Origin of the sequence: Archangium gephyra (assembly GCF_049060025.1) — a bacterium.
GTDB lineage: Bacteria > Myxococcota > Myxococcia > Myxococcales > Myxococcaceae > Archangium > Archangium gephyra_A.
Genome location: NZ_JBMEQQ010000002.1, coordinates 522,779 through 544,419 on the forward strand (window position 1 = coordinate 522,779; position 21,641 = coordinate 544,419).

A 21,641-nucleotide genomic window follows, 5' to 3' on the forward strand; every position below is an offset into this window, starting at 1 on the left:
CCTATTTTCCCGTTTTGCGTGAATATGAGAGTCCCGAGCCGGGGATGAGCCCCGGCGGTCTGGAGACTCCCCCATGCGAACCGGACGGTTGTTGCTGCTCACCACCCTGACGCTCGCCTCGTGCGGCCCCCTCGTCGGAGAAGAGGCCACGCTCGGCGAGCGCACGGACGCGCTGATCACCGACGTGGACCTGGACGGCATCGACGATGCCTTCGAGGACCAGCTCGCCGCGAAGTTCGCGCCCGAGGTGCGGCTGGCCCCGGCCTCCATCGACTGGACGCGGCCGGCCAACGTGGACTGGTACCTGGCGCGCGTGCACATGCGCTTCGACCACTCGGGGTGCCCGGACTGCCAGGTGCTCGCGCTCGCCACGCCCACGCAGAGCAACCTCTCCACCCAGTCCCACAAGACGAAGGGCACGTTCTGCGGCCACACCAGCACCGTCTATTACTCGAACACGTCGCGGAAGGAGTTCTTCCTCCAGCCGCCGGACGACGCCGTGCACAACGGGGCCCCGTCCACCGAGTGGCGCGTGTACGTGCACTCGAAGAAGAGCGTGGTCGTCACGGGCGGCTACGACATCCAGTACTGGTTCTTCTACCCGTACAACGACTCCTACGCGTCCGTGAACCACGAGTCCGACTGGGAGCACATCACCGTGTCCACCGACCCGGCCGGCAACTTCCACTCGGCCTGGTACGCGGCGCACAGCGGTGGAACGCGCTACACCGCCTCGCAGCTCAAGTGGAACGGGACGCATCCCATCGTCTACTCGGCGGATGGCTCGCACGCGAGCTACCCCACCGCGGGCACGTACCCCACCGAGGTGTCGGGCTTCAATGACCACACCTACGAGGGCGGCCCGGTGTGGCAGACGTGGACCCACTGGGTGAACGTGGGCGAGAAGAACGCGCCCCGCAACGGCCAGCACTTCATCAAGTACGGTGGCCGCTGGGGCGAGATCGGCGAGCTCGACGCCACGAGCGGCGTGCAGGGCCCGTCCTTCCAGGGCTCCTGGAACACCTACTGAGCCAGCTCCACCTTCTCCAGGTGCTCGGGGATGTAGGCCGGCCAGCCGCGTGCCTCCACCTTCTCCTTGAGCCCTTGCAGCGCCGAGGGCTCACCGTGGACGAGCAGCGTCTGGTGCGGCGGCGACTCGAAACCGTCCATCCAACGCAGCGTCTCCGTCCAGTCCGCGTGCGCCGAGAAGCCGCTCACCGTGCGGATCCGCGCCTCCACCCGCACCATCTGCCCGTGGATCTTGACCTCCTTCTCGCCGTCCAGCATGCGCCGGCCGCGCGAGCCCTCGGACTGGTAGCCCACGAAGAGCACCGTGTTGCGCGGATCCGGCAGCCGGTACTTCAGGTGGTGGAGGATGCGGCCCCCCGTGGCCATGCCCGAGGCGGAGATGATGATGCCCGGGCCGTCCATCTGGTTGATCTGCCTGCTCTCCTGCGGCGAGGTGACGAAACGCGTGCGCTTCGTGGCCAGCGGGGACTCGCCCCGCTTCACGATGGCGGCCATGTCCAGGTCGTGCTCTTCCGCGTGCTTCAGGTAGATGGGTGTGGCGTCGCACGCCATGGGCGAGTCCACGAAGACATCCAGCTCGGGGATGCGCTTCTCCGCCTCCAGGTTGCGCAGGTGGTAGAGCAGCTCCTGCGTCCGGCCCACGGAGAAGGCGGGGATGACGACCATGCCCTTGCGCTCGTAGGCGTCCAGCACGGCCTCGCACAGCGCGTCCACGGGCCGCTGGTCCCCGTGCTCGCGGTTGCCGTAGGTGCTCTCCACCACCAGCGTGGTGGCCGAGCGGACCGTCTGTGGATCTCTCAAGATGGGGGCGTGGTAGCGGCCCAGGTCCCCGGTGAACACCACGCGCTGATTCGTGCGCTCCAGGTGGAACACGCACACCGCCGAGCCGAGGATGTGGCCCGCCCGGTAGAAGGTGAGGGTGATGCCGGGGAGGATCTCCCGGGTGCGCTCGTAGCCGAAGGTCTCGAAGAGCTTCAGCGCGCGCTCCGCGTCCTCCACCGTGTAGAGGGGCAGGGCGGGGCGGTGCTTGGAGAAGCCCTCCTTGTTGGCGTAGCGGGCCTCTTCCTCCTGGAGGTGCGCCGAGTCCGGGAGCAGCAGCGCGGACAGGTCTCTCGTCCCGGAGGTGCAGTAGACGGGCCCGTGGAAGCCCTCACGCACCACGCGAGGCAGACCGCCCGTGTGATCGATGTGGGCGTGCGTGAGGACGATGGCGTCGATGCTCCGGGGGGCCACGGGCAGGGCCCGCCAGTTGCGCTGCCGCAACTCCTTGCGTCCCTGGAACAGTCCGCAATCAACGAGCACCCGCTTGCCCTGATGTTCGAGGAGAAACCTGGATCCTGTGACAGTGCCCGCGGCGCCAAGGAAATGGATGGAGGCCATGTGCGGCACTCTATCGCAGTGGCTTCCTTGCGGCGCCGCCTCCTCCTATCCTCGCCGGGCGAACCATTTCTCCAGGAGGCAGTGCGAGCCATGAATCGAGCGAAGAAGGCTTCGTGGTGGGCCGTGGTGATGGCAGGTGGATTGATGCTGGCTCTGCCGGCGGCGGCGCAGAAGAAGGAGCCGGCGGACTGCAAGGGCACGTGCGTGTCGAAGGCCAACGCCGCGGTGGAGTCGTGCGCCCTGTCCTGCCCGGAGCCCATCAATCCGACGGCGCGTGAGGCCGCCGGCAAGTGCATCAACCGCTGCGCGGAGAAGTTCCGCTCCACGGTGGAGTCCTGCGAGAAGACCTGCCCGGCGCCGAAGAAGCAGGACCAGACCCACTAAGCGGGCCGCTCACCCGAGGGCCTGGGCCGCGATGGCGTGGAGGTGCTCCCTCCTGCCCGGGGCCCGGGTCCCGTGAAGCATCATCATGGGCGCCGGGACGTGCCGCACGAGCCCGAGCCCCGCCACCCACTCGCTCAGTTCCGCGAAGCGCGGAGGGATGTCGATCCGCACGACTCCCTCGAGGCCCCGGAGCAGTCCGGCCGCGAGGCTCCGGGCGATCGGCTCCTCCTGGGCGATGAGCGGGCCCACCATCGTCGATTCGAAGTTGGGCCACACCAGGCCATACCCCACCACGCGTCCGCTCCGTTCGGCCACGAGCGCGCGGGACGCCACGCGGTGCAGCGCCTGGAGCAGGGCCCGCCGGGGCGCACCGAAGGCGTCCGCGTCCAGCCCGGCCGCCGCGTCCAGATCCTCCCCGGTCATCGCGCGCACCCGCGTGTCCGGGACGGCCACCTCCGGCGGCTGCCGGGTGAGCCGCCCGAGGTGCTTCACGACCTCGCCGGCCTGGACGAAGCCCAGCTTCTCGTAGAGCGGACGGCCTTGATCCGTCGCGAACAGGAGCGTGGGGATGGGGCCGATGTGCTCGAGCGCATGCTCCATGAGGCGCCGCCCCAGCCCCTGCCGCCCATGCGAGGGCGACACCACCATCATCCCGATCGAAGCGGCCTCGCGCCCATAGGGCGTGACGAGCACGGTGCCCGCGAGCCCACCTTCGGGAGAGTCCACGCCGAAGCCGGTCCCCAGCTCCAGGATCATCCGCCACTTCAGCTCGTCCGGCGGCCAGTCCCGCTTCGCGGCCAACGAGAGACACGCGGGCATGTCATCCAGGGTGAGTCTCCGAATGCGCATGCGGCCGCCTATACCACGTTGGCTCAGGCCTCTCGCGTGAAGGCCCCGTACACCGCGGCGAAGCCCATCGCCGCCAGCCCCACCAGGAACAGCACCGGCCCCAGCAGCAGCCCTCCATTCACCAGCGTCCACACGAGGCCCAGCGCCACCACCCCGATGGGCGCGAAGCGCAGCCACTCGGGCCTCGGCACCTCCGGGCGCAGCGCCATCAACCCCAGCACCCCCAGCAGCAGCAGCTCCATGGCCACCGAGAAGGACTGGTCCCACCCCTTGTCGTAGCTCTCCTCGGTGAGGTTGTAGAGGAAGTCGTCCGAGGGGATCGGCGCGTCCACCACGCGCAGCTCCGCCGGCGCCAGCGGCACCGGACCCGCGCTCCGCGTGGTACCGGTGGGCACCCAGGTGAGGAACAGCGACAGCAGGCACAGCGCCACGCCCACGAGCGCCACCGGGGCCGTCCCACGCAGCAGCGCCCGGGGCTCGAAGAGGCGGCTCCACCCCTTCGGTCCCGCGTACACCTTGCGGTACTGGTCGTAGCCCAGCAGCGCCGCGCCTCCCAGCCACAGCATCGGCGTGACACCCAGGCCCAGCATGCGGAGCGCCAGCGCCGCCACCACCACCGAGAAGAGCGCCGGCACCGCCGGCTGCAGCAGCGAGTCCGGGACCCAGTCCACCAGCGCGTGCCGCTGGCCGGCCTCGCGCAGCTCGCGCGCCGTCACCAGCCACCCGCCGATGACGACCACCAGCGACCAGAAGGAGCCCACGCCCCCGAAGATGAAGAGCACCAGGGCCAGGGCCAGCAGCCCCACGCCCACCACGCTCGGCGAGTGTCCCGGCACGTGCGCCAGCCACACCGGCCCGTCGTACGGCGGCGCCTTGGGAAGGGCTGCGGCGTGCAGGCCTGGATCCGTGTCCTCGGCCTCGTCCCGCGCGGGAATGGCTCGCGCCGCCGCCGTGCTCCGCGTGCGGCCCGTCGTCACCGCGCCCACGCCCGTGGTGGTCCGGCGGATCGCTCCCGGGGGGGGCGGCGGGGGCATCTTCGCCCCACAGTTCTCGCAATAGCGCAGGGTCTCGTCCCTCGCGCCCTCTCCGCACTCCTTGCACCGCATGGGGACGCCTCCAGGGGAGGGTTACTGCTTCGCCGTCGGGGCGCTCGCCGAGAGCTCCCGGATCCAACCCGCCAGGGACTCCGGATCGATCGGGCCCACGTGCTTGCCCCGGATGATGCCCTGCGCGTCGATGAAGTACGTCTCCGGCACGCCCGCCACCCCGTACGCCACCGCCACTCCCGAGTTCTGATCGATGAGCTGCGGGAAGCTCGCACCCATCTCCGACAGGAACTGCTTCGCGTTCTCCTCGGTGTCCTCGAACACGACGCCCAGGAACTGCGCCTGCCCGCCGAACTCCTGCGCGCCCCACTCCAGAATCCGGTGCTCCGACCTGCACGGCCCGCACCACGACGCCCAGAAGTTGATGACCGCGGGCCGGCCCTTGAGCTGCTCCAAGCTCACCCGCATCCCGCTGTCCAGCGCCCGCAGCGTGAAGGGCGGTGCCGCCTGGCCCTTCAGCATGAAGGGCACCTCGCGCGGATTGCTGCCGAAGCCCCTGGCCAGCACCGCCAGCAGCCCCAGGCACAGCAACACGAAGCTCAACGTGATGCGCCAGTTCATGCCGCACCTCCCGGGTTGATCTCCACGCCCGGCTCGGGCGAGGCACCGGCCGCCGGTGTCTGCTCATGCTCCCGCGCCGTCGCCCGCGCCCGCCGCGCCGGCCACACCGCGATCAGCGTGCCCAGCACCAGCAGGGGAATGCTCCACCAGATCCACCCCACCAGCGGGAAGATCCACGCGTTGAAGCTCGCCGTGCCCCGCTCCTCGGAGAACGCCATCAGCGACAGGTACAGGTCTTCCTTCGCCGTCTCGCGCACCGCCGGCGTTCCCACCGGATCCGTCATGCGCTCGTAGTAGTTCATCCGCGGCGCCATCTCGCTGATGTCACCGTTGGGCGCCGTCACCTGCACCTTGGTGGCCACGAAGGTGCGGTGCGGCTCCTGGCCGCTGGTGAGCCCCAGGTACTTCACCTGGTAGCCGCCAATCTTCAGCGTCTCACCGATGCGCACCGTGCCCGAGGTGTGCGTGACGAACGCGGAGGAGGCCGCCACCGACACGAAGATCATCACGATCCCCAGGTGCACGATGTAGCCGCCGAAGCGCCGCCGCGCCTTCGCCGCGCTGCCCACGAGCGCCGTGACGAAGCCCTCGCCCTTCTCGCTCATCCGCACCTTCACCGGCAGCGCCAGCTCGCGCAGGGTGATGACGGTGACGAAGCCCGCCAGCCCGAACGTCAGCAGCGGGTAGAAGCCCCGCAGGCCCGCGGCCAGGCACGCGCCCACGATCGCCGCGCCCACCGCCGCGGGAATCCAGAAGCGCTCACGCACCAGCTTCGGATCCGCGCTGCCCCACGGCAGCATCGGGCCCACGCCCATGAGGAAGAGCACCATCACCCCGCCGGGCACCGCCATCTTGTTGAAGTACGGCTCGCCCACGCTCACCCGGATGCCGCGCACGGCCTCGGAGATGAGCGGGTAGAGCGTCCCCAGCAGCACCGTGAAGGTGATGGCCACGAACACCAGGTTGTTCACCAGGATGGTCGTCTCGCGCGACAGCATCGACTTGATGTCGCTCTCGGCCACCAGCAGGTGCCCGCGCGTGGACAGCAGCGCGATGCACACGAACATCAGCACGCCGATGAAGATCAGGAACGTGGGGCCGATGTCCGACTGCGTGAAGCTGTGCACCGAGTTGAAGATGCCGCTCCGGGTCATGAACGTGCCGAGGATGGTCAGCACGAAGCTGGCCAGCACCAGGCTCAGCGTCCACAGCTTGAGCATCTTCTTGCGCTCGTGCACCAGCGTGGAGTGCATGAACGCGGTGGCCGTCAGCCACGGCAGGAAGGACGCGTTCTCCACCGGGTCCCACGCCCAGTAACCGCCCCAGCCGAGCACCGCGTACGCCCACCAGGAGCCGAGGATGATGCCCACCGAGAGGAACAGCCACGCCACGAGCGTCCAGCGGCGCAGCGGCGCCATCCACGCGTCGCCCATCTCACCGCGCAGCAGCGCGGCCACGGCGATGCCGAAGGGCACCGTCATGCCCACGTAGCCCAGGTACAGCATGGGCGGGTGGATGACCATCAGGTAGTGGTTCTGCAGCAGCGCGTTGGGACCCGGCCCGTCCAGGGGCACCGGCGACACCGAGTGGAACGGGTTGGCCGGCCCGGCGATCAGGAAGGTGAAGAAGACACCCACCGCCAGCATGGTGCCCAGCGCCAGGGACATGTACCGGGCGTGCTCGCGCCGGTGCACCAGCGCGAAGGCCAGCACGTAGCTGCCCATGATGACGCCCCAGAAGAGGATGGAGCCCTCGAGCGCGCTCCACAGCGAGACGATCTTGAAGACCGTCGGCGTGGCGCGGCTGCCCACCTGCGCCACGTACGCGACGCTGAAGTCGTTGGTGAGGAGCGCGTACTCCATCACCACGTTGGCGCCGAGCATGCAGAGGAAGAATCCCCACACGCACCGCATCACCCAGGGGAAGGCCGCGTCGTCGCGGCGCATCCCGCCCACCAGTCCCACCAGTGCTCCGAAGCTCGCGAAGGCGAGCCCGCCGAGCACCAGCCCGTATCCGAGCGTCGCGTTCACTGAGTCCTCGCCGCGGCCGTGGTGGCTTCCTGCTTCTGCATGTCCTCGAACATCTTCTTCACGTCGTCGTCCGTCTTGGGGGCCCGGTACTCGTTGGAGTGGTTCACCATCAGCCGGCTGCCCTCGAAGACCTGGGACTTGTCGAAGGTGCCCTCCACCACCACGCCGATGCGCTCGCGGAACATCTGCGGCGGCACCTCGGTGGTGCGCACCAGCACGGCGGCCGCGCCGGGCTGCTCGTCGTCCATGACGCGGAAGTGCAGGGTGGTGTGCTGCTCGTTCCACTGGATGCTGCCCGGCTGCACCTGCCCGCCCAGGCGGATGGTGGGGCCGTAGGCCTTCTCGCCCTGGGCCACCATCTCCGAGGGCCTCCAGTAATAGACGAGGTTCTCCCCGATGTTGCCAAAGGCCACCAGGGACAGCCCCGCGCCGGCCACCAGCAGGGACACCACGGCGATGAGACGGTTACGCGTCTGCTGCGTCATGGCTCACTCCTTCGAATCGTGGGGGGCCTGGCCGGGACGGCGCAGCCACAGGGACAGGGCGTACAGCGACAGGCTGGCCCAGGCGATGATGTAGGCGGCCCAGACGAACTCCCAGCCACCCTGGATGCGGCCCGAGCCCACCTGGGCGAGCAGCGTGGACATGTACAGTGCCGTGGACATCAGGCGACCTCCGAAGCGCGGTTGTCTCGCGGGCCGGGCACGTCCGTGGGGAGCGCCTCGGGCATGGCCACCTCCGCCTCACGCGTGGCGAGGGCGGTGCGGTAGCGGTGCAACAGGAAGAGGGTCAGGAGGATGAGGCTCGCCCAGGCGTTGACGCGCAGCGCCAGCGTCATGTCCGGGTCCACCGTCTTCGGCGTGGACTGCACCTGGTGCAGGCTCCGCCACCACTTCACCGAGAACCACACGATGGGCAGGTTGATGAAGGAGATGATGCCCACCACGGAGGCTCCACACCGCCCGCTTCTCGGGGTCCTCCACGAAGCGGCGCAGGGCCATGTAGGCCACGTACGTCACCAGCATGATGGCCATGGCGGTGAGCCGGGGATCCCAGTCCCAGTACGTGCCCCAGGTGGGCTTGCCCCAGATGGAGCCCAGCACCAGGCCGTAGGTGCCGAAGAGCAGGCCCACCTCGGCCGTGGCCTCCGCCAGCGCGTCCGTCTTCCAGCTCGACTGCAGCAGGTAGCCCACGCAGCAGGCGAAGTTCACCACCAGCGCCAGCATCGCCATCCACATGGCCGGCACGTGGACATAGATGATGCGGTAGACGTCGCCCATCTCCCGCTCGGTCGGCGTCCACACCAGGCCCATCCAGTTGCCCAGCGCGAGCATCCCCAGGCCCACCGCCGTCATGCCCACCAGCACCGGGCGCGCGTTGAACCGCGACCTGGGAGGCGCCCACTTCACGCCCAGCCAGACGCCCAGCCCCACCGACGTCAGCGCCGCCACCGTCGAGAGCACCTGCAGCACTGTCTTCAGGAGTTCGCTCATTGCGCTCTAATCCTCGATGACCCGGGGGAACAGAAGGAAGCCCAGTCCCCAATAAATCAGATTGAACCCGATGAGCAGCCCGTACCATGAGCCCAACTGATTCATCGGGTCACCTTGCAAAACGAGCGATGTCGCCTTCGCGGCGGCGAGCAGCGCGGGAATGATGAGCGGGAACAGCAACAGCGGGAGCAGCACATCTCTTGCCCGCGCGTTGCTGGCGATGGCCGAATACACCGTGCCCGGCGCGCTGATGGCCATGCAGCCAAGCGTCACCGTGGCGGCGAACGAGCCCAGGCCCATGGCCACGGTCACCCCGTACAGGGCCACCATCACCGGAATCAGGATGGCGCCGAGCAGCATCAGCAGCAGGGCGTTGCCCAGGGCCTTGGACAGGAAGATGGCGCGGGCGTCCGCCGGGGCCAGCCGCAAGCCGTCCAGGGTGAGGTTCTCCTGCTCCACCCGGAAGGACTCGCCCAGGGCCAGCACGCTGGAGAACAGCAGCGCCAGCCACAGGTAGCCGCCCGCGTTGCGCGCCAGCACCTTGGTGTCCGGCCCCACCGCGAAGGAGAAGAGCAGCAGCGTGGCCAGCGCGAAGAAGATGAGCGCGTTGAGGCGGGCCCGCGTGCGCCATTCGATCAACAGATCCTTGGCCAGCAGCACCCCCACCGTCTTCAGCAGGGAGATGGGTCGCGCGCCCTTCATGCCGCCACCGCCCGGCCTTCCTGCAGGTGCAGGCGCTCCTCGCACAGGGCCTGGCCCTGGTCGATGAGGTGGGTGGCCAACACGACGGTGACCCCGGAGTCCTTGAGCTCGCGGATGATCTTCTCCATGGCCTGGATGCCGGAGGGATCCAACTCGCCGAAGGGCTCGTCCAGCAGCGCCACCGCGGGAGCCTTCATCAACAGCCGGGCGATGGCCAGGCGCTTGCGCATGCCCGCGGAGAACTGGCGCACCGGGCTGTCCGAGCGCTTCGTCAGCCCCACCTTCACGAGCAGTTCCCCGGCCACGTCCGCCGGAGCGTCCATGCCGAGCAGCCGCGCCAGCACCACCAGGTTCTGGTGGGCCGTCAGATCCTCATAGAGGAAGCTCGCGTGGGACAGGAGCGCCACCTCGCGGCGCACGGTGTCGCGCTGGGCCACGCAGTCGTTGCCGCGCACCTCGACCCGGCCGTGGGTGGGGGAGAGCGCGGTGCCCACCAGCCGCAGCAGCGTCGTCTTCCCCGAGCCGTTGTGACCCGTGAGCAGCAGGGAGCGGCCCTGGGGGAGGGTGTAGCTGAGTCGCGCGAGGGCCCAGCGGCGTCCATACCGCTTGCTGACGTCATGAAGGGCGAGCGCGGGGGGGAGCGCGGGGGGATCGTCCATCGGCGGGAGCGTTCGTAACTGGAAACTTCCCCACACTCCAGTGAAAGCAGGCCCGTCTGCCTGCCCAGGAGCCTGGGAGCGGGGCCCCAGGACGAGACCCGGACCCCCTGGCGTCGTCCGGGGAAACCCGGTGCTCCAGGGTGGGAGGTCCCTGGAGGGCCCCTCGGAGGGAAATCCAGGCCACGGCCGGGAGGGAAGTTTTTTCGATCCCCTGGCCCTTTTTGCAGGGACAGGGAGGGCGAGCGGCCAGGCGGGAGGGGGCGCCATGGGCTCCTGTCCGGGGCGGAACGGCAGATCTTTCCGCCCGTTGACGCCCGGGTTGCACCGCTCCTGTCTCATGGACGCAGCGGATGGGAACGGACTTACCTTCCCCGGGGGCGCGGCCTTCCTGGCACTCCCCGCTGGGCGGCTGGCACCGCGCGTGCACACCCTGGGGGCACGACGGGGTATGGGCGACGGTTTCATGGGGGAGGGGAAGCAGTGATGGACACGCGGGGAATGGTGCGACGGGCAATGAAATCCGCGGCGGCGGGAGTGCTGCATCACAGCGGCCTTCGCAAGGCGCTCGCGGCCTACAGGCGGTACCAGTCCGGGGGGCGCCGCATCTTGATCGTCAGCTACCACCGGGTGGTGGCGGACTTCACGGGCGAGTTGCAGCGCTCCATTCCGGGCCTGCTCATCTCGCAGGAGACATTCCGGAAGCATCTCGAGGGGTTGTCCGCGGCGGGCTACGAGTTCTCCTCGCTGGGGAACGCGCTGGACGTCATGGCCGGGCGCAAGGTGGCGCGCAACGATCTGTGCGTCGTCTCCTTCGATGACGGCTACCGCGACGTGTACCGGTACGGCTACCCGGTGCTGAAGGAGATGGGGGTGCCGGCCATCACCTACCTGCCGGCGGCCCTCATCGGCACCGACAAGCGCTTCAACCATGACCGGCTCTTCCACCTGGTGAGGCTGGCGCAGGCCCGGGGCTACAAGCCGCTGTTCGACGTCCTGCCCGCGCCCACCGCGGAGCTGCTGGACGCGGTCCTCTCCGGCCGCAAGCGGCTGTCCGCGGCGCTCGACGACTTCATCGGCCACTACCCCACCGCCACGCTGGTGGAGACCATCCAGGCCCTCGAGGAGCGGCTCGGCTCCGGCCCGGAATCGCTCCCGGAGCAGGGAGACCTGATGGACTGGGCCGAGGTGCGGCAGATGGTCAAGGACGGGTTCGACTTCGGCGCGCACACGCTGGGGCACGTGGTGCTGACGCACGAGCCCCTCGACGCGGTGGAGCGCGAGGTGAGCGAGTCCAAGGCCATCATCGAGCGCGAGGCCGGCATCACCGTGCGCGACTTCGCCTACTGCAATGGCTGGTACTCGGACGAGGTCATCGACGTGCTCAAGCGCCACGGGTTCCGCTCGGCCGTCACCACCGAGGACATGCCCAACCTCATGGGGGGTGATCCGTTCACCCTCAAGCGCAAGGTGCTCTGGGAGAACTTCAGCGTGGGCATGATGGGTTGCTACTCGCCCACCCTCACCGTGTGCCAGCTCGACGACTGCTTCAGCACGCTGGGCATGCGCGCGCCCGTGCTGGGCCGGCGCCTGCAGAACGCCCCGAGCGGCGGGGTGAGCTGGTGAGTGAAAAGCAGGTCCCCGCGGCTAACGCCCCGGCCTCCTCGTTCCTGGGGAGGGCGGGGCCCTTGGTGCTCGCCCGGTTGTTCACCGCCGGGCTGACGCTGTCCATCCCGCTCGTCCTCGCGCGGGTGCTGAGCCTGGAGGAGTACGGCACCTACTACCAGCTCTTCCTGATCGCCACGACGCTCTACTACGTGCTGCCCTTCGGGGTGGTGCAGAGCCTCTACTTCTTCGTGCCGCGCGCCGAGGAGAAGCGGCCCTGGCTGGGGCAGACGCTCCTTTATATGTCCGGCGCGGGCGTGGTGGCCGCCGGGCTGGTCTGGGCGTTGCTCGGCCTGGTGGCGCGGCACTTCGACAACCCGGGGCTGCTCGAGCACCGCGCGATGCTCGCGGCCTACACGGCGTTCCTGCTCGGCTCCTTTCCGTTGGAGATCTCCCTCACCAGCCAGGGCCGGACGAAGCACTCGGCGCTGGTGTACCTGGTGTCGGACGCCGTGCGCGCCGCCTGCATGGTGGTGCCCTGCCTGTTGGGCTTCGGCCTGCACGGGATGATGGGGGCGGTGGCGGGCTTCGCCCTCGTGCGCTACGTGGCCGCGTGGGTGGTGGTGCCGCGGGGGAGCACCGGGCCGCTGGCGCGCGCGGAGCTGTGGCGCCAGCAGTTCGTCTACGCCATCCCCTTCGGGGCGGCCATGGCGCTCGCCATTCCCCAGCAGAACGCCCACCTCTACATGGTCGCGGGCTCGGTGGCCCCGGCCGTCTATGCCCTCTACCGCGTCGGGTGCTTCCAGTTGCCCGTGGTGGATCTGCTCTACACGCCCACCAGCGAGGTCCTCATGGTGCGCCTGGGCGAGCTGGACAAGCAGGGGCGCCTGGAGGAGGGCGTGGTGGCCTTCCGCGAGGCCGCGGGCAAGCTGGCCTTCGTCTTCCTGCCCTTCGCCGCGTTCCTCTTCGCCGCGGCGCCCGAGTTCATCGGTGCCCTCTTCGGCGCGAAGTTCCTCGCGGCGGTGCCCATCTTCCGGGTGAGCGTGGTGGGCGTGGTGCTCGCCGTGCTGCCCATGGACGGGGTGCTGCGCGCCCGCGGGCACACGCGCGCCATCTTCCTCTCCTACCTGGTGAAGGCGGCGGTGACGGTGCCGCTCGTCTGGGTGGGGGTGAAGCGGTTCGGGATGATGGGCGGGGTCGTGTCCTGGGCCCTGGCCGAGGTGGTGGGCAAGAGCGCCCTGCTGGTGCGAGTGCCGGCGGCGCTGTCCACGCCCGAGCGGCGCCTGCGCATCCGCGACGTGATCCCCTGGCGCGAGCTGGGCAAGGCGTCGCTCGCGGCCATGGCCGCCGCGGCGGGCGTCTTCCTGCTGCGCGCCGGGACGGTGCACACCTGGAGCGGCCTGCCCGAGGGCTTCGTCTGGCGGGCGCTGCCGCTCGCGGTGGCCGGCCTGCTGTTCGCCATGGGCTATGTGGGGGTTCTCTACGCTACGGGTGTGAGGCCGCTGAGCGTGATCGCCAGCCTGCGCTCCCGCCGTGGCGGGTGAACGTCCGTCGTTGAATTTCCGTACATGTAAGCAGTGGACGGTACGGGCTTCCGGGGGCTCCCGCCCCAGGGGGCCGGTACCTAGCTTGGGGCTCGGTACAACCAGGGGAGAGGCGTGATGGGCATTGATGCGATGTCGATGTATCGGCTGGGACGCAAGCTGTACCTGCGGGGCATTCCCGTGTTGCCAGCCGTACTGCGCAAGGCCATCCAATACCTGCATGGCTCGTACATCCCCGCCGAGGCGGAGATTGGCGAGGGCACGCAGCTTGGCTACGGCGGCATGGGCATCGTCATCCACAGGGACGCCAGGATTGGCCGTCACTGCCTCATCTCCCACCAGGTGACGATTGGTGGACGTTCGGGCCTGAAGGATCTGCCGGTCATTGGCGACTATGTGCGCATCGGTGCGGGCGCGAAGATCCTCGGCAACATCCAGATTGGTGACTTCGCGGTGATCGGCGCCAACGCCGTGGTGGTGAGGGACGTGGCTCCCGGAGCGGTGGTGGGCGGCATCCCGGCGCGGGAGATCCGCAGGGACGCGGATCCACTCGCCGCGTATGAGCGGGAGATGGGGCTGCGCCCGCCGATGCTGCGCCCCAAGCCCGTCGAGACCGAGCCACCGCAGGCGTCGTCCGCCGCGCAGTAGAGAGGACAGGAGGCAGGGCATGCGAGTGCTCCTCGTTGGAGACTATCCGCCGCCGCATGGTGGCGTGGCCGTGCACGTCCAGCAGCTCCACGGGTACCTGCGCGAGCGCGGGGTGGAGACGGTGGTGCTGGACATCGGCAAGGGGGGCCGGCCGGCTCCGGACGTCATTCCCGTCCGGACCCCCACCCAATATGGCAAGCGGCTGGCGGGCTTCCTGCGCGAGGGGTGGACCGTCCACGTCCACACCAGCGGCAACAACCCGAAGTCCTGGATGCTCGCGGCCACCGCGGGCGTGAGGGCGCGGGCGCACCGGGTCATCACCCTGCACTCGGGGCTGCTGCCGGACTACCTGGCCGCCTCCGTGTCGCGGCGGGCCTTCGCGCGCGTGGCCCTGGCCGGCTACTCGCGCGTGGTGGCCGTGTCCGAGGCGGTGGGCGAGGCGCTCGCGCGCTGCGGCGTCCCCGAGGACAAGCTCGTGGTGTACCCGGCCTTCTGCGGCTCGCAGGTGAGGCCGGGGAAGGTGAGCGAGGCCATCCAGGCGGCGCGCAACCGCCGCCGGCCCCTGCTGGCCATGGCGCACCACCCGTCGCCCGTCTACGGCCGCGGGCTGATGTTCCGCGCGCTGCGGATGATCGCGGACGAGCTGCCCGGCGTGGGGCTCGCCGTCTTCGGGCCCGGGACGGGCTCGGAGGAGTTCCTGCGGGATGCCCGGGAGCACCGGGTGGAGGGGCTCATCGAGGACCTGGGAGAGCTGGATCACGCGCAGGCGCTGGCGTTGATGGCGCGCTGCGATGCCTTCATCCGGCCCACCACGCACGACGGGGATGCCATCTCCGTGCGCGAGGCCCTGGCGCTCCGGGTGCCGTGCGTGGCCAGCGACGTGTGCGGGCGGCCTCGCGGGACGTACACCTTCCGGGCGGGCAACGCGATGGAGCTCGCCGAGCGGGTGCACCACGCCCTTGAGCAGGGGCCCGCGCAGACGGTGTCCCCGGATGCCGGGCCGGTGTTGATGAAGCTTTACGCGGATTTGATGCAACCGACGATTCTGGGTGGAGGCGAGACACATGCGGCGCAGTGAAGAACTGGAGATTGCCCGCCGGGCGCTTCGTGGCAGGGATCTGGTGGTCTTCTCCAACGACTGGGATGGGGATCCGCTGTCCAAGGTCCACATCATGCGGATCCTCTCCCGGGACAACCGCGTGCTGTGGGTGAACAGCATTGGCAACCGGGCGCCCAAGGCCAATGCGCACGACGTGAAGCGCATCTGGAACAAGCTGGCGAAGTTCACCGAGGGCATCCAGGAGGTGGAGCCGAACCTCTTCGTGCTCGCCCCGCTGGCGATTCCCTTCTACGGCTCGGAGCTGGTGCGTGCCGCGAACCGGGAGCTGCTGCGCGCCCAGGTGCTGCGGGCCATGCGCCAGCTTCACTTCAAGCGGCCCATCTCCTGGTCGTTCCTGCCGGCCTCGGCGCCGGTGTCCGGACGGCTGGGCGAGGAGTTCGTCGTCTACCACTGCGTGGACGAGTTCTCCGCCTTCAGCGACACCAACGGCAAGCACATCGCCGAGATGGAGGAGCAGCTCCTGAAGCGGGCGGACCTGTGCATCACCTCGGCGGACCGGCTGAGGGAGAACAAGGTGCGCGTCAACCCGAGCACGGTGCTGGTGCGCCACGGCGTGGACTTCAACCACTTCGTGAAGGCGTGCGATCCGTCCACGCCGATTCCCGAGGACATCGCGAACCTGCCCAAGCCCATCTTCGGCTTCTTCGGGCTGGTGGCGGACTGGGTGGACCTGGAGGCGATCGCCGCGACGGCGCGGGCGCACCCGGAGGGCTCGGTGGTGGTGATCGGCAAGGTGGCGCCGGACGTGGATCCGTCGGTGCTGAAGGCCGAGAAGAACATCCACCTGCTGGGGCGCAAGCCGTACTCGGCGCTGCCGGGCTACTGCAAGGCGTTCGACGTGGCGCTCATGCCCTTCAAGGTGAACGAGCTCACGCTGAACGCCAACCCGCTGAAGGTGCGCGAGTACCTGGCGGCGGGCGTGCCGGTGGTGTCCTCGGACATTCCCGAGGTGCGCAAGGTGGGCCTGTGCAAGCTGGCGCGGGACACCGAGGACTTCGTGCGCAAGGTGGACGAGTGCCTCGCCGAGGGCGCCGGCCCCAGCCGCGAGCGCGCCGAGCGCATCCGCCATGAGAGCTGGGAGGCCAAGGTGGAGGAGATCCGCGGCTTCGTCGGCGAGGCCATGGTGAAGGCCGGGCGCGGGTTGTAGACGGGCGCGAGGAGCCCCGGCAGCCCGCTGCGTTCCGGTCGGGCCGCCGGGAGCTTCGCACCTGGGTAGACTGCGCGTGGACCATGCCCGCCACGCGCTTCTGCTCCTTCGACGACTCTCACTGGCCGCTGCTCATCCTGCGAGTCGTGGGGGAGGCGTCGAAGCAGCAGTTCGAGGAGTACCTGGAGGCCTCCGCGTCCTACTTCCATCGCGGAGAGCCTCATGTGATCGTTTCCGATCTGCTCCATATCGGAATGGTTTCGGCCGAGCTGCGCCGCAGGCAGGCGGAGTGGACGGCACGGCATGAGGGGATCATCCGGGAGACGTTGCTCGGCAATGCCTTCGTCATCAGCAACGCTCCGTTTTTCCGGCTCGGATTGAACCTCCTCTTCCACCTCAATCCGCCCTCGTGGCCCTATGTCGTCGTTTCCAGCATGGAGCCGGCCCTGGCGTGGGCCGCTGGCCGGCTGGAGGAGGCGGGCCTGCGGGAGCCCGCGGCGCGTGTCCGGCGGCACTTCGGCGCGGCCTGTCCGCTCCAGGTGAGCGAATAGGGCATTTGCCGCCCGTCGTAGATCGGAAAGCTGCATCTTCACGGGGCCTTCACCAGCCACTTCTCGCCAACAAGACCGGCTGGAGAGAGAGCCGTCAGGGCCTTCAGGAGTTCGGCTTCGACCTCCGCGATGGACTTGGCCAATTTGTCCGGGATGAGGTCGGCCACGTCTTCGAACTCGGTGGCCAGTTGGATGGCGTGACGAAGCGCGGGGTGCGCGTCGAGTTGATCGAGCCGGGCCAGCAGGGCCGGTCCGAAGAGACGGTGACAGGCATAGCCGGGGCTGAGCACCCCCAGGGAAAGTGCGCGACACATCCCCAGCGCGGCGATGGTGATGAGTCGCTGTGCATCGGCGTTCCCCTCTGCTCGAAGCCACAGCACCTCGTGCGGCTCGAACCTGCCAGACCGGTACTCGCTCATGGCGTGCTCCATCCGGGTTTGATCTTGAAGTTGAATACCTGCCCTGAGGGGCTTTCGAAGTAGTGGAGCGACACCTTGTCCCCACCGAGCCAGCCATCTTTATAGATCTTTAGCCAGTTGCCAGGTTCGATCTCTCGTAGCTTCTCCAGCAGTTCTTTGTTGTTCACAGGGCCTCGGGTCGTTCCATTCTGGACGGCTCTAAAGTTGGACGGATAGCCCGGAGCGTTCCTTACCCCACGGTAAACGTTCTTGAGTCCATCCTTGCTGCTTCCTTCATGTGGGACAGGCTCCGGACCACGTGCGTCTCCACCACCTACGCCTCGTGCCGTCATCGCCACCGCGCCCGGCGCCAGGGCGATGGTGACGGTCTCGGCACTCACGGCGACCGTCTTCACTTCCCCCACCGCCGCGAGCCGGATGCCGACCTGCGTCTCGGCTTGTACGGCCGCCTGCATCGCGCCGGGCAGCTTCGGCACCTTCGCGGCCAGCCCCGGCGCTGTGTTGCCGATGGCCGCCATGGCCAGCATGGCGAAGGCTCGTGCCGCGTTCCGGCCCATGAGCTTGCCGTACCGCTCGCCCGCTGCGCGCAACTCGTTGAACATGGTGGCCCGGTCCGCCTCGTCCATCAGCCGCTTGAAGCCGACGACGAGACCCCAGAAGGTATCGACGCCCACGTAGGAAATCATCGTGGCGGTCATCGCTGCTGCGAGACCCTTCGAGACCGTCACGTCGGGAATGGAGACGAGGAGCATGTACGTGGTCCAGGTCCAGAGGACCGCCGCCACCATGGCGTGAGGGTCGGCCATGTCCTTGAACGCCTCCAGCATTTCGTCCAGCACGGCGCCCTTGGCGAGAGCCAGGGCCAAGGCGAAACGGCCATCCCCGTTGACGGTGGAGCATTCCGTCAGCAGGCGCAGACAGTCCCCGGGTCTTCCGGTGCGCTCGCACCAGCGCAGGTAGTCGCGCGTCAACTCCACCTCCGGTGTTGTTGACTGCCCCTCCAGGTGCTCGCCCGGCTTGAGCGGAGTGATGCGGCGGCTGGGGGTCTCGTACGTGTACGAACCGCTTCGCGCCTCCACCTCGAATAGCCGCCGGGCGGCCTCCTGGGGCCGAGCAGGGGGCCGAACATCTCGAGCCAGATTCGATACAGCCTCCTCGAACTCGCCGTTACCCAGCGCCACCGGCCTGGCGCCGGAACGAGGCGTGAAGACGAGGAGGGCGGTCTGGCCCGTGTCCAGGCGCACGGCCCGGGAGGCAGAGCCACACCCGACGAGGAGAGCCAGCATCACAGCTGTGCAGCACAGCTTCATGGGGATTCCTCCCAGCCACCCCTCTATTGGTAGCCAGTCCAGAATGGTACCCAGTGGGTACGACAACCTCGGAGCGGGGTTCACGGGAAGGTCACTCCGCCCAGGGTGACAAGCCAGCCTCCGTTTTCGTCCCACAACTCACGAGTATCGGCTACCCGGGCTCCTTGACGTGGATGCGGCGCCGGGGCCCGATGTTCCACCCGGCCGGCAGGTCCGCATCACAGAACACGCAGACGAACCATCCCTCCTTGACGAGGTTGCGCTCGCCGCAGTGGGTGCAGCGCCGGAAGATGACCTCGTGCGTGAAGCCCGACGGTGGATTCACTCCCGCCTGTCCGAGCGCCAGTGCCACCGCCGCCCAGCAATCCGTGTCCGGGCAGTACCCCGTGGACTGATTCGACACCTCCGCCACGGTGAGCTGTCCGCCTGCTCTCCGGAAGCGGAGCTCTCCGGCCGCCAGGATCTCCTCGCCTCCGGCACACGCCACGTGCTCGGATCTCCGCGGAGCGAGCCGCAACCTGCCCTGGAGATCGATCACATATGTGGCTCCCTCGGCGAGGGCGTCCGGGTGGCACGTGAGCCATGCCTCGATGTCGCGCGCCGAGACGATGGGTGCTCCGGCGGGGAACGTCGCCACGGAGCGGCGTATCTCCTCCGGGCCGACGTAGGTGTACGCGTAGAGGTCCATTCTTTCCTACCGTATTCATGTGTCTCGGGCGTGTCACCTGTGTGGTAGGACACTCCCGCGCCGCCGTGCACCTTTTGAAGAGGGTACCCGGCTCGGTGCAAACGAGAACGTCGTGTCTCGATCAAGCGGAGAGGCCAAGGAGCACGCATGGACACGGAGAAGAAATCCGAGCCGGACTGGGAGCAGTTGGGGCCCTACCATCTTCACGAGCAGGTGCCGCAGGACGAGCTCGTCCAGGGGGAACTCTACCGGGTCACGCACGAGACGACTGGAGCGGCGGCCCTGGTACTCAAGCCCCCCGAGGATGGCCCGGTGCCGCTGCGAGACTGGCAGGTGCGCTGCATCTCCTCGGCCTCTCCCAGCTACATCGCCATGGAGGTGGAGCACTCCCCCTGGTCCAAGGCCCCTGACAGGCACTGGGTGGAAGGGCTGGTGTGCACGTTCGAGGATGTGCACGACGCCGTGAGGCGCATGGCCAAGGCCTTGCCCACCTACGGAGAGCCTCGTCCCTGGTGGCGCCTGGGACTGACGCTCGCAGGTGCTGCCGCGGTGGGCGCCCTGATCTTCGTCCTGGTCCGTCCGGCCCCCGTATCCCCACCGCCTGTCGGCCCGGATGCCTTGGCGGGCTCCGCGCCAACGCCCTCGGACAGCCTCTCCAACGGTACGCTCTATGACACGCCTTCCCTGGGGGTGCTCGCCCGGCCTCTGCCGCGCGAGCCTTTCAAGGGGCAGAAACGCCCCCCATGCACTCGCTACGCCGAGGTGGAGTTGGTGGGCGCCTGCTGGGTGCCTCACAAGCTCAAGGCTCCTTGCCCGGATTCCCTCTATGAGCACAAAGAGGAGTGTTACCTCCCCATCTTCAGCGCCCCGCCGCCGCCCCAATCGCTCGGGCAGTGAGTGGGCTGCTCCACAGAACCGGGGCAATCCTGGGCGACTCGTCACTTCACCTCGGACGCGCTTCGCCGCCGAGCGAAGCTCGAAGGAACGCCAGGATCTCCGCGTGGAGCACCGGTTGGAACGCGGCACGGTCGAAGCCCGCTGGATCCTGTGACGGCGGAAACTCGGGTCTCGTCATCGCCGGGGGGAACGGGCTCTGAAAGGAGAAATGGCCAGCGTTCGGGACGACGCGATGGTCGATGCGCTGTGGATGAGGAACGCCTCGCAGGATGATCTCCGCGTGCATGGCGGGCGTGTGCTCATCGCGCTCCGCCGTGCGCACCAGGATGGGGAGGTCGACGCCGGCGAGCGCCCCCTCGGCCATGAACCAGGGTGACGCGGGCGCGAGCAGCACCAGCGCACGGACCCGAGGGTCGCGAACGACGGGGATGGCGCGTGCTTGCCCATCGGGCGACTCGTTCGGAAAGGAGGACGGACGCCCACCGGCCACCGCCAGCGCCGTGTAGCCGCCCATCGAATGGCCGATCACACCCACCCCACCGGGCGAGAGGCGCTTGCCCAGCTCCGCGTCCTCGAAGATCGCGTCGAGCACGAGGCGCACGTGGCGAGGCCGGTTCTCGAGATTCGCGGCCGTGTTCGCCAGGCTGTTATCGGAGCGGTTGTTGCCCGGGTGCTCCGGGAGTGCCACGACGAAGCCCGCGCGAGCCAGGTGCACCGCCATCCCGCGATAGGTCCACGGAGACCCGCCCGTGCCGTGGCTGATGACGACGAGCGGGAGCCGCTCTCCTTCCACCGGGGCCTCGGTGGCGACAGCGAGCGGATACGGTCCGAACTGCTCGAGCCGTTCAGGCGCTCGCGACGGGTAGAGCACCCGCACGGGCACGCGTGCGCCTTGAACCACGTCCTCGACATTCAGGGCTCGGCAACCGACGGTCACTTCCGAAGGCATCTGGGCAGCGGTCACGGCGCTGCTTCTACCTCATCAGATCCGGGACTCCGAGTGCATCCACTTCTCACCGGGGGTCAGTTATAAACGGGCCAATGAAGCGCCCCCATCTGGCCACGGCCTGCCTTCTCCTCCTCACCCTCGCCGTTGCCACCCCGCCCGCGCGGGCCGCCAGCGAGCCCCAGCGCGTCACGAGCGCCATAGAGCTCGTGATGCTCTGGTCGCCGTCGCAGCACCTCTACGTGAAGGGCAACATTGGCGTTTCGGACGGGCAGCTTCGCGAGCTCGAGACGTGGTTGACGCAGCGGCCCCACTGGACCGTGGTGCTCATGGAGAGCGCGCAGGGCGAGCGCTTCGTCGATGCCGCGGGCAGATCCTACGAGAACATCGCGGCGGTGCAGCAAGCGCTCGGCAAGGGACTGTCGAATCGCACGAACTTCGGCTCCCTGAAGCATCCGGAGACGGGTGAGCCGGACGGCGCCATCTTCCTGTTGTCCGTGCGCGACCGGAACCTGTCGTACTTCGGCTCCGAGGCTCAGGACCGGCGGGGCCTGGGCGATGCGAATTGGAAGGGCC

At 68.7% G+C, this 21,641-nt stretch carries 23 protein-coding genes; 9 read left to right on the forward strand and 14 right to left on the reverse strand.

The window, feature by feature from the left end; all coding sequences use genetic code 11:
• The first annotated feature begins 73 nt into the window (after positions 1 to 73).
• Complete coding sequence (locus tag ACN28I_RS02340; protein WP_420940534.1) at positions 74 to 1,030, forward strand: Vps62-related protein; 957 nt, start codon at positions 74 to 76, stop codon at positions 1,028 to 1,030.
• On the opposite strand, the gene ACN28I_RS02345 is transcribed toward ACN28I_RS02340, so the two are convergent.
• Positions 1,024 to 2,409, reverse strand: coding sequence for an MBL fold metallo-hydrolase (locus tag ACN28I_RS02345; protein ID WP_420940535.1), 1,386 nt, complete (start codon positions 2,407 to 2,409; stop codon positions 1,024 to 1,026). The two genes, ACN28I_RS02340 and ACN28I_RS02345, sit on opposite strands and share 7 nt — an antisense overlap.
• A gap of 90 nt (positions 2,410 to 2,499) precedes the next feature.
• Here ACN28I_RS02345 and ACN28I_RS02350 point away from each other — a divergent pair, with 90 nt between their 5' ends.
• A complete protein-coding gene (locus tag ACN28I_RS02350; RefSeq protein WP_420940536.1) occupies positions 2,500 to 2,793 on the forward strand; it encodes a hypothetical protein in 294 nt (97 codons plus the stop codon).
• A gap of 9 nt (positions 2,794 to 2,802) precedes the next feature.
• Here ACN28I_RS02350 and ACN28I_RS02355 read toward each other — a convergent pair whose 3' ends face one another.
• From ACN28I_RS02355 to ccmA, 9 genes are all read right to left on the reverse strand, one after another.
• The gene (locus ACN28I_RS02355; protein WP_420940537.1) at positions 2,803 to 3,642 is read right to left on the reverse strand and encodes a GNAT family N-acetyltransferase; all 840 of its coding nucleotides are present in this window, start codon (positions 3,640 to 3,642) and stop codon (positions 2,803 to 2,805) included.
• Between the two features lie 23 nt (positions 3,643 to 3,665).
• Complete coding sequence (locus ACN28I_RS02360) at positions 3,666 to 4,748, reverse strand: hypothetical protein (RefSeq protein WP_420940538.1); 1,083 nt, start codon at positions 4,746 to 4,748, stop codon at positions 3,666 to 3,668.
• Between the two features lie 21 nt (positions 4,749 to 4,769).
• Entirely contained in the window at positions 4,770 to 5,309 is a 540-nt protein-coding gene (locus ACN28I_RS02365) for a TlpA family protein disulfide reductase (RefSeq protein WP_420940539.1), read from the reverse strand.
• Positions 5,306 to 7,339 carry a heme lyase CcmF/NrfE family subunit gene (locus ACN28I_RS02370; RefSeq protein ID WP_420940540.1) on the reverse strand — a complete coding sequence of 678 codons (2,034 nt, stop codon included), beginning with the start codon at positions 7,337 to 7,339 and terminating at the stop codon, positions 5,306 to 5,308. The genes ACN28I_RS02365 and ACN28I_RS02370 overlap by 4 nt, the downstream gene beginning before the upstream one ends.
• A complete protein-coding gene (locus tag ACN28I_RS02375; protein WP_420940541.1) occupies positions 7,336 to 7,824 on the reverse strand; it encodes a cytochrome c maturation protein CcmE in 489 nt (162 codons plus the stop codon). Before ACN28I_RS02375 ends, ACN28I_RS02370 begins: the two co-directional genes overlap by 4 nt.
• Before the next feature lie 3 nt (positions 7,825 to 7,827).
• Positions 7,828 to 8,004: a hypothetical protein gene (locus ACN28I_RS02380; RefSeq protein ID WP_420940542.1), complete on the reverse strand. Its 177-nt coding sequence runs from the start codon at positions 8,002 to 8,004 to the stop codon at positions 7,828 to 7,830.
• Between the two features lie 78 nt (positions 8,005 to 8,082).
• On the reverse strand, positions 8,083 to 8,832 hold the full coding sequence (locus ACN28I_RS02385; protein ID WP_420940543.1) for a cytochrome c biogenesis protein: 750 nt from the start codon (positions 8,830 to 8,832) through the stop codon (positions 8,083 to 8,085).
• Between the two features lie 6 nt (positions 8,833 to 8,838).
• Positions 8,839 to 9,534: a heme exporter protein CcmB gene (locus ACN28I_RS02390; RefSeq protein WP_420940544.1), complete on the reverse strand. Its 696-nt coding sequence runs from the start codon at positions 9,532 to 9,534 to the stop codon at positions 8,839 to 8,841.
• Positions 9,531 to 10,193 carry a heme ABC exporter ATP-binding protein CcmA gene (gene ccmA / locus ACN28I_RS02395; protein ID WP_420940545.1) on the reverse strand — a complete coding sequence of 221 codons (663 nt, stop codon included), beginning with the start codon at positions 10,191 to 10,193 and terminating at the stop codon, positions 9,531 to 9,533. The genes ACN28I_RS02390 and ccmA overlap by 4 nt, the downstream gene beginning before the upstream one ends.
• A 513-nt stretch (positions 10,194 to 10,706) precedes the next feature.
• Here ccmA and ACN28I_RS02400 point away from each other — a divergent pair.
• The 6 genes from ACN28I_RS02400 (at position 10,707) to ACN28I_RS02425 (ending at position 16,805) form a co-directional block, all read left to right on the forward strand.
• Positions 10,707 to 11,816, forward strand: coding sequence for a polysaccharide deacetylase family protein (locus ACN28I_RS02400; protein WP_420940546.1), 1,110 nt, complete (start codon positions 10,707 to 10,709; stop codon positions 11,814 to 11,816).
• On the forward strand, positions 11,813 to 13,339 hold the full coding sequence (locus ACN28I_RS02405) for a lipopolysaccharide biosynthesis protein (protein ID WP_420940547.1): 1,527 nt from the start codon (positions 11,813 to 11,815) through the stop codon (positions 13,337 to 13,339). Before ACN28I_RS02400 ends, ACN28I_RS02405 begins: the two co-directional genes overlap by 4 nt.
• 117 nt (positions 13,340 to 13,456) lie before the next feature.
• Entirely contained in the window at positions 13,457 to 13,987 is a 531-nt protein-coding gene (locus ACN28I_RS02410; protein ID WP_420940548.1) for a serine O-acetyltransferase, read from the forward strand.
• Positions 13,988 to 14,006: 19 nt separating this feature from the next.
• Positions 14,007 to 15,065 carry a glycosyltransferase family 4 protein gene (locus tag ACN28I_RS02415; RefSeq protein ID WP_420940549.1) on the forward strand — a complete coding sequence of 353 codons (1,059 nt, stop codon included), beginning with the start codon at positions 14,007 to 14,009 and terminating at the stop codon, positions 15,063 to 15,065.
• Positions 15,052 to 16,254, forward strand: a complete 1,203-nt coding sequence (gene exoP, locus ACN28I_RS02420) for a spore coat polysaccharide biosynthesis glycosyltransferase ExoP (RefSeq protein ID WP_420940550.1) — start codon at positions 15,052 to 15,054, stop codon at positions 16,252 to 16,254. The genes ACN28I_RS02415 and exoP overlap by 14 nt, the downstream gene beginning before the upstream one ends.
• 83 nt (positions 16,255 to 16,337) lie before the next feature.
• On the forward strand, positions 16,338 to 16,805 hold the full coding sequence (locus ACN28I_RS02425; RefSeq protein WP_420940551.1) for a hypothetical protein: 468 nt from the start codon (positions 16,338 to 16,340) through the stop codon (positions 16,803 to 16,805).
• Positions 16,806 to 16,843: 38 nt separating this feature from the next.
• Here ACN28I_RS02425 and ACN28I_RS02430 read toward each other — a convergent pair whose 3' ends face one another.
• The 3 genes from ACN28I_RS02430 to ACN28I_RS02440 form a co-directional block, all read right to left on the reverse strand.
• Positions 16,844 to 17,224, reverse strand: a complete 381-nt coding sequence (locus tag ACN28I_RS02430) for a DUF3969 family protein (protein ID WP_420940552.1) — start codon at positions 17,222 to 17,224, stop codon at positions 16,844 to 16,846.
• Positions 17,221 to 18,534, reverse strand: coding sequence for a hypothetical protein (locus tag ACN28I_RS02435; protein ID WP_420940553.1), 1,314 nt, complete (start codon positions 18,532 to 18,534; stop codon positions 17,221 to 17,223). Before ACN28I_RS02435 ends, ACN28I_RS02430 begins: the two co-directional genes overlap by 4 nt.
• A gap of 151 nt (positions 18,535 to 18,685) precedes the next feature.
• On the reverse strand, positions 18,686 to 19,222 hold the full coding sequence (locus tag ACN28I_RS02440) for a hypothetical protein (protein WP_420940554.1): 537 nt from the start codon (positions 19,220 to 19,222) through the stop codon (positions 18,686 to 18,688).
• 147 nt (positions 19,223 to 19,369) lie between these two features.
• Between ACN28I_RS02440 and ACN28I_RS02445 the strand changes: the two genes are divergently transcribed.
• On the forward strand, positions 19,370 to 20,119 hold the full coding sequence (locus ACN28I_RS02445; RefSeq protein WP_420940555.1) for a hypothetical protein: 750 nt from the start codon (positions 19,370 to 19,372) through the stop codon (positions 20,117 to 20,119).
• A 46-nt stretch (positions 20,120 to 20,165) separates the two neighbouring features.
• Here ACN28I_RS02445 and ACN28I_RS02450 read toward each other — a convergent pair whose 3' ends face one another.
• The gene (locus ACN28I_RS02450; RefSeq protein ID WP_420940556.1) at positions 20,166 to 21,020 is read right to left on the reverse strand and encodes an alpha/beta hydrolase family protein; all 855 of its coding nucleotides are present in this window, start codon (positions 21,018 to 21,020) and stop codon (positions 20,166 to 20,168) included.
• Positions 21,021 to 21,641: the final 621 nt, after the last annotated feature.

What these genes read in the sequence shown, in the direction of transcription:
- ACN28I_RS02340 (WP_420940534.1), top strand. Translation starts at nt 74, where the DNA reads ATGCGAACCGGACGGTTGTTGCTGCTCACCACCCTGACGCTCGCCTCG.
- ACN28I_RS02345 (WP_420940535.1), bottom strand. Translation starts at nt 2,409, where the DNA reads ATGGCCTCCATCCATTTCCTTGGCGCCGCGGGCACTGTCACAGGATCC.
- ACN28I_RS02350 (WP_420940536.1), top strand. Translation starts at nt 2,500, where the DNA reads ATGAATCGAGCGAAGAAGGCTTCGTGGTGGGCCGTGGTGATGGCAGGT.
- ACN28I_RS02355 (WP_420940537.1), bottom strand. Translation starts at nt 3,642, where the DNA reads ATGCGCATTCGGAGACTCACCCTGGATGACATGCCCGCGTGTCTCTCG.
- ACN28I_RS02360 (WP_420940538.1), bottom strand. Translation starts at nt 4,748, where the DNA reads ATGCGGTGCAAGGAGTGCGGAGAGGGCGCGAGGGACGAGACCCTGCGC.
- ACN28I_RS02365 (WP_420940539.1), bottom strand. Translation starts at nt 5,309, where the DNA reads ATGAACTGGCGCATCACGTTGAGCTTCGTGTTGCTGTGCCTGGGGCTG.
- ACN28I_RS02375 (WP_420940541.1), bottom strand. Translation starts at nt 7,824, where the DNA reads ATGACGCAGCAGACGCGTAACCGTCTCATCGCCGTGGTGTCCCTGCTG.
- ACN28I_RS02380 (WP_420940542.1), bottom strand. Translation starts at nt 8,004, where the DNA reads ATGTCCACGGCACTGTACATGTCCACGCTGCTCGCCCAGGTGGGCTCG.
- ACN28I_RS02385 (WP_420940543.1), bottom strand. Translation starts at nt 8,832, where the DNA reads ATGAGCGAACTCCTGAAGACAGTGCTGCAGGTGCTCTCGACGGTGGCG.
- ACN28I_RS02390 (WP_420940544.1), bottom strand. Translation starts at nt 9,534, where the DNA reads ATGAAGGGCGCGCGACCCATCTCCCTGCTGAAGACGGTGGGGGTGCTG.
- ccmA (WP_420940545.1), bottom strand. Translation starts at nt 10,193, where the DNA reads ATGGACGATCCCCCCGCGCTCCCCCCCGCGCTCGCCCTTCATGACGTC.
- ACN28I_RS02400 (WP_420940546.1), top strand. Translation starts at nt 10,707, where the DNA reads ATGAAATCCGCGGCGGCGGGAGTGCTGCATCACAGCGGCCTTCGCAAG.
- ACN28I_RS02410 (WP_420940548.1), top strand. Translation starts at nt 13,457, where the DNA reads ATGGGCATTGATGCGATGTCGATGTATCGGCTGGGACGCAAGCTGTAC.
- ACN28I_RS02415 (WP_420940549.1), top strand. Translation starts at nt 14,007, where the DNA reads ATGCGAGTGCTCCTCGTTGGAGACTATCCGCCGCCGCATGGTGGCGTG.
- exoP (WP_420940550.1), top strand. Translation starts at nt 15,052, where the DNA reads ATGCGGCGCAGTGAAGAACTGGAGATTGCCCGCCGGGCGCTTCGTGGC.
- ACN28I_RS02425 (WP_420940551.1), top strand. Translation starts at nt 16,338, where the DNA reads ATGCCCGCCACGCGCTTCTGCTCCTTCGACGACTCTCACTGGCCGCTG.
- ACN28I_RS02430 (WP_420940552.1), bottom strand. Translation starts at nt 17,224, where the DNA reads ATGAGCGAGTACCGGTCTGGCAGGTTCGAGCCGCACGAGGTGCTGTGG.
- ACN28I_RS02435 (WP_420940553.1), bottom strand. Translation starts at nt 18,534, where the DNA reads ATGAAGCTGTGCTGCACAGCTGTGATGCTGGCTCTCCTCGTCGGGTGT.
- ACN28I_RS02440 (WP_420940554.1), bottom strand. Translation starts at nt 19,222, where the DNA reads ATGGACCTCTACGCGTACACCTACGTCGGCCCGGAGGAGATACGCCGC.
- ACN28I_RS02445 (WP_420940555.1), top strand. Translation starts at nt 19,370, where the DNA reads ATGGACACGGAGAAGAAATCCGAGCCGGACTGGGAGCAGTTGGGGCCC.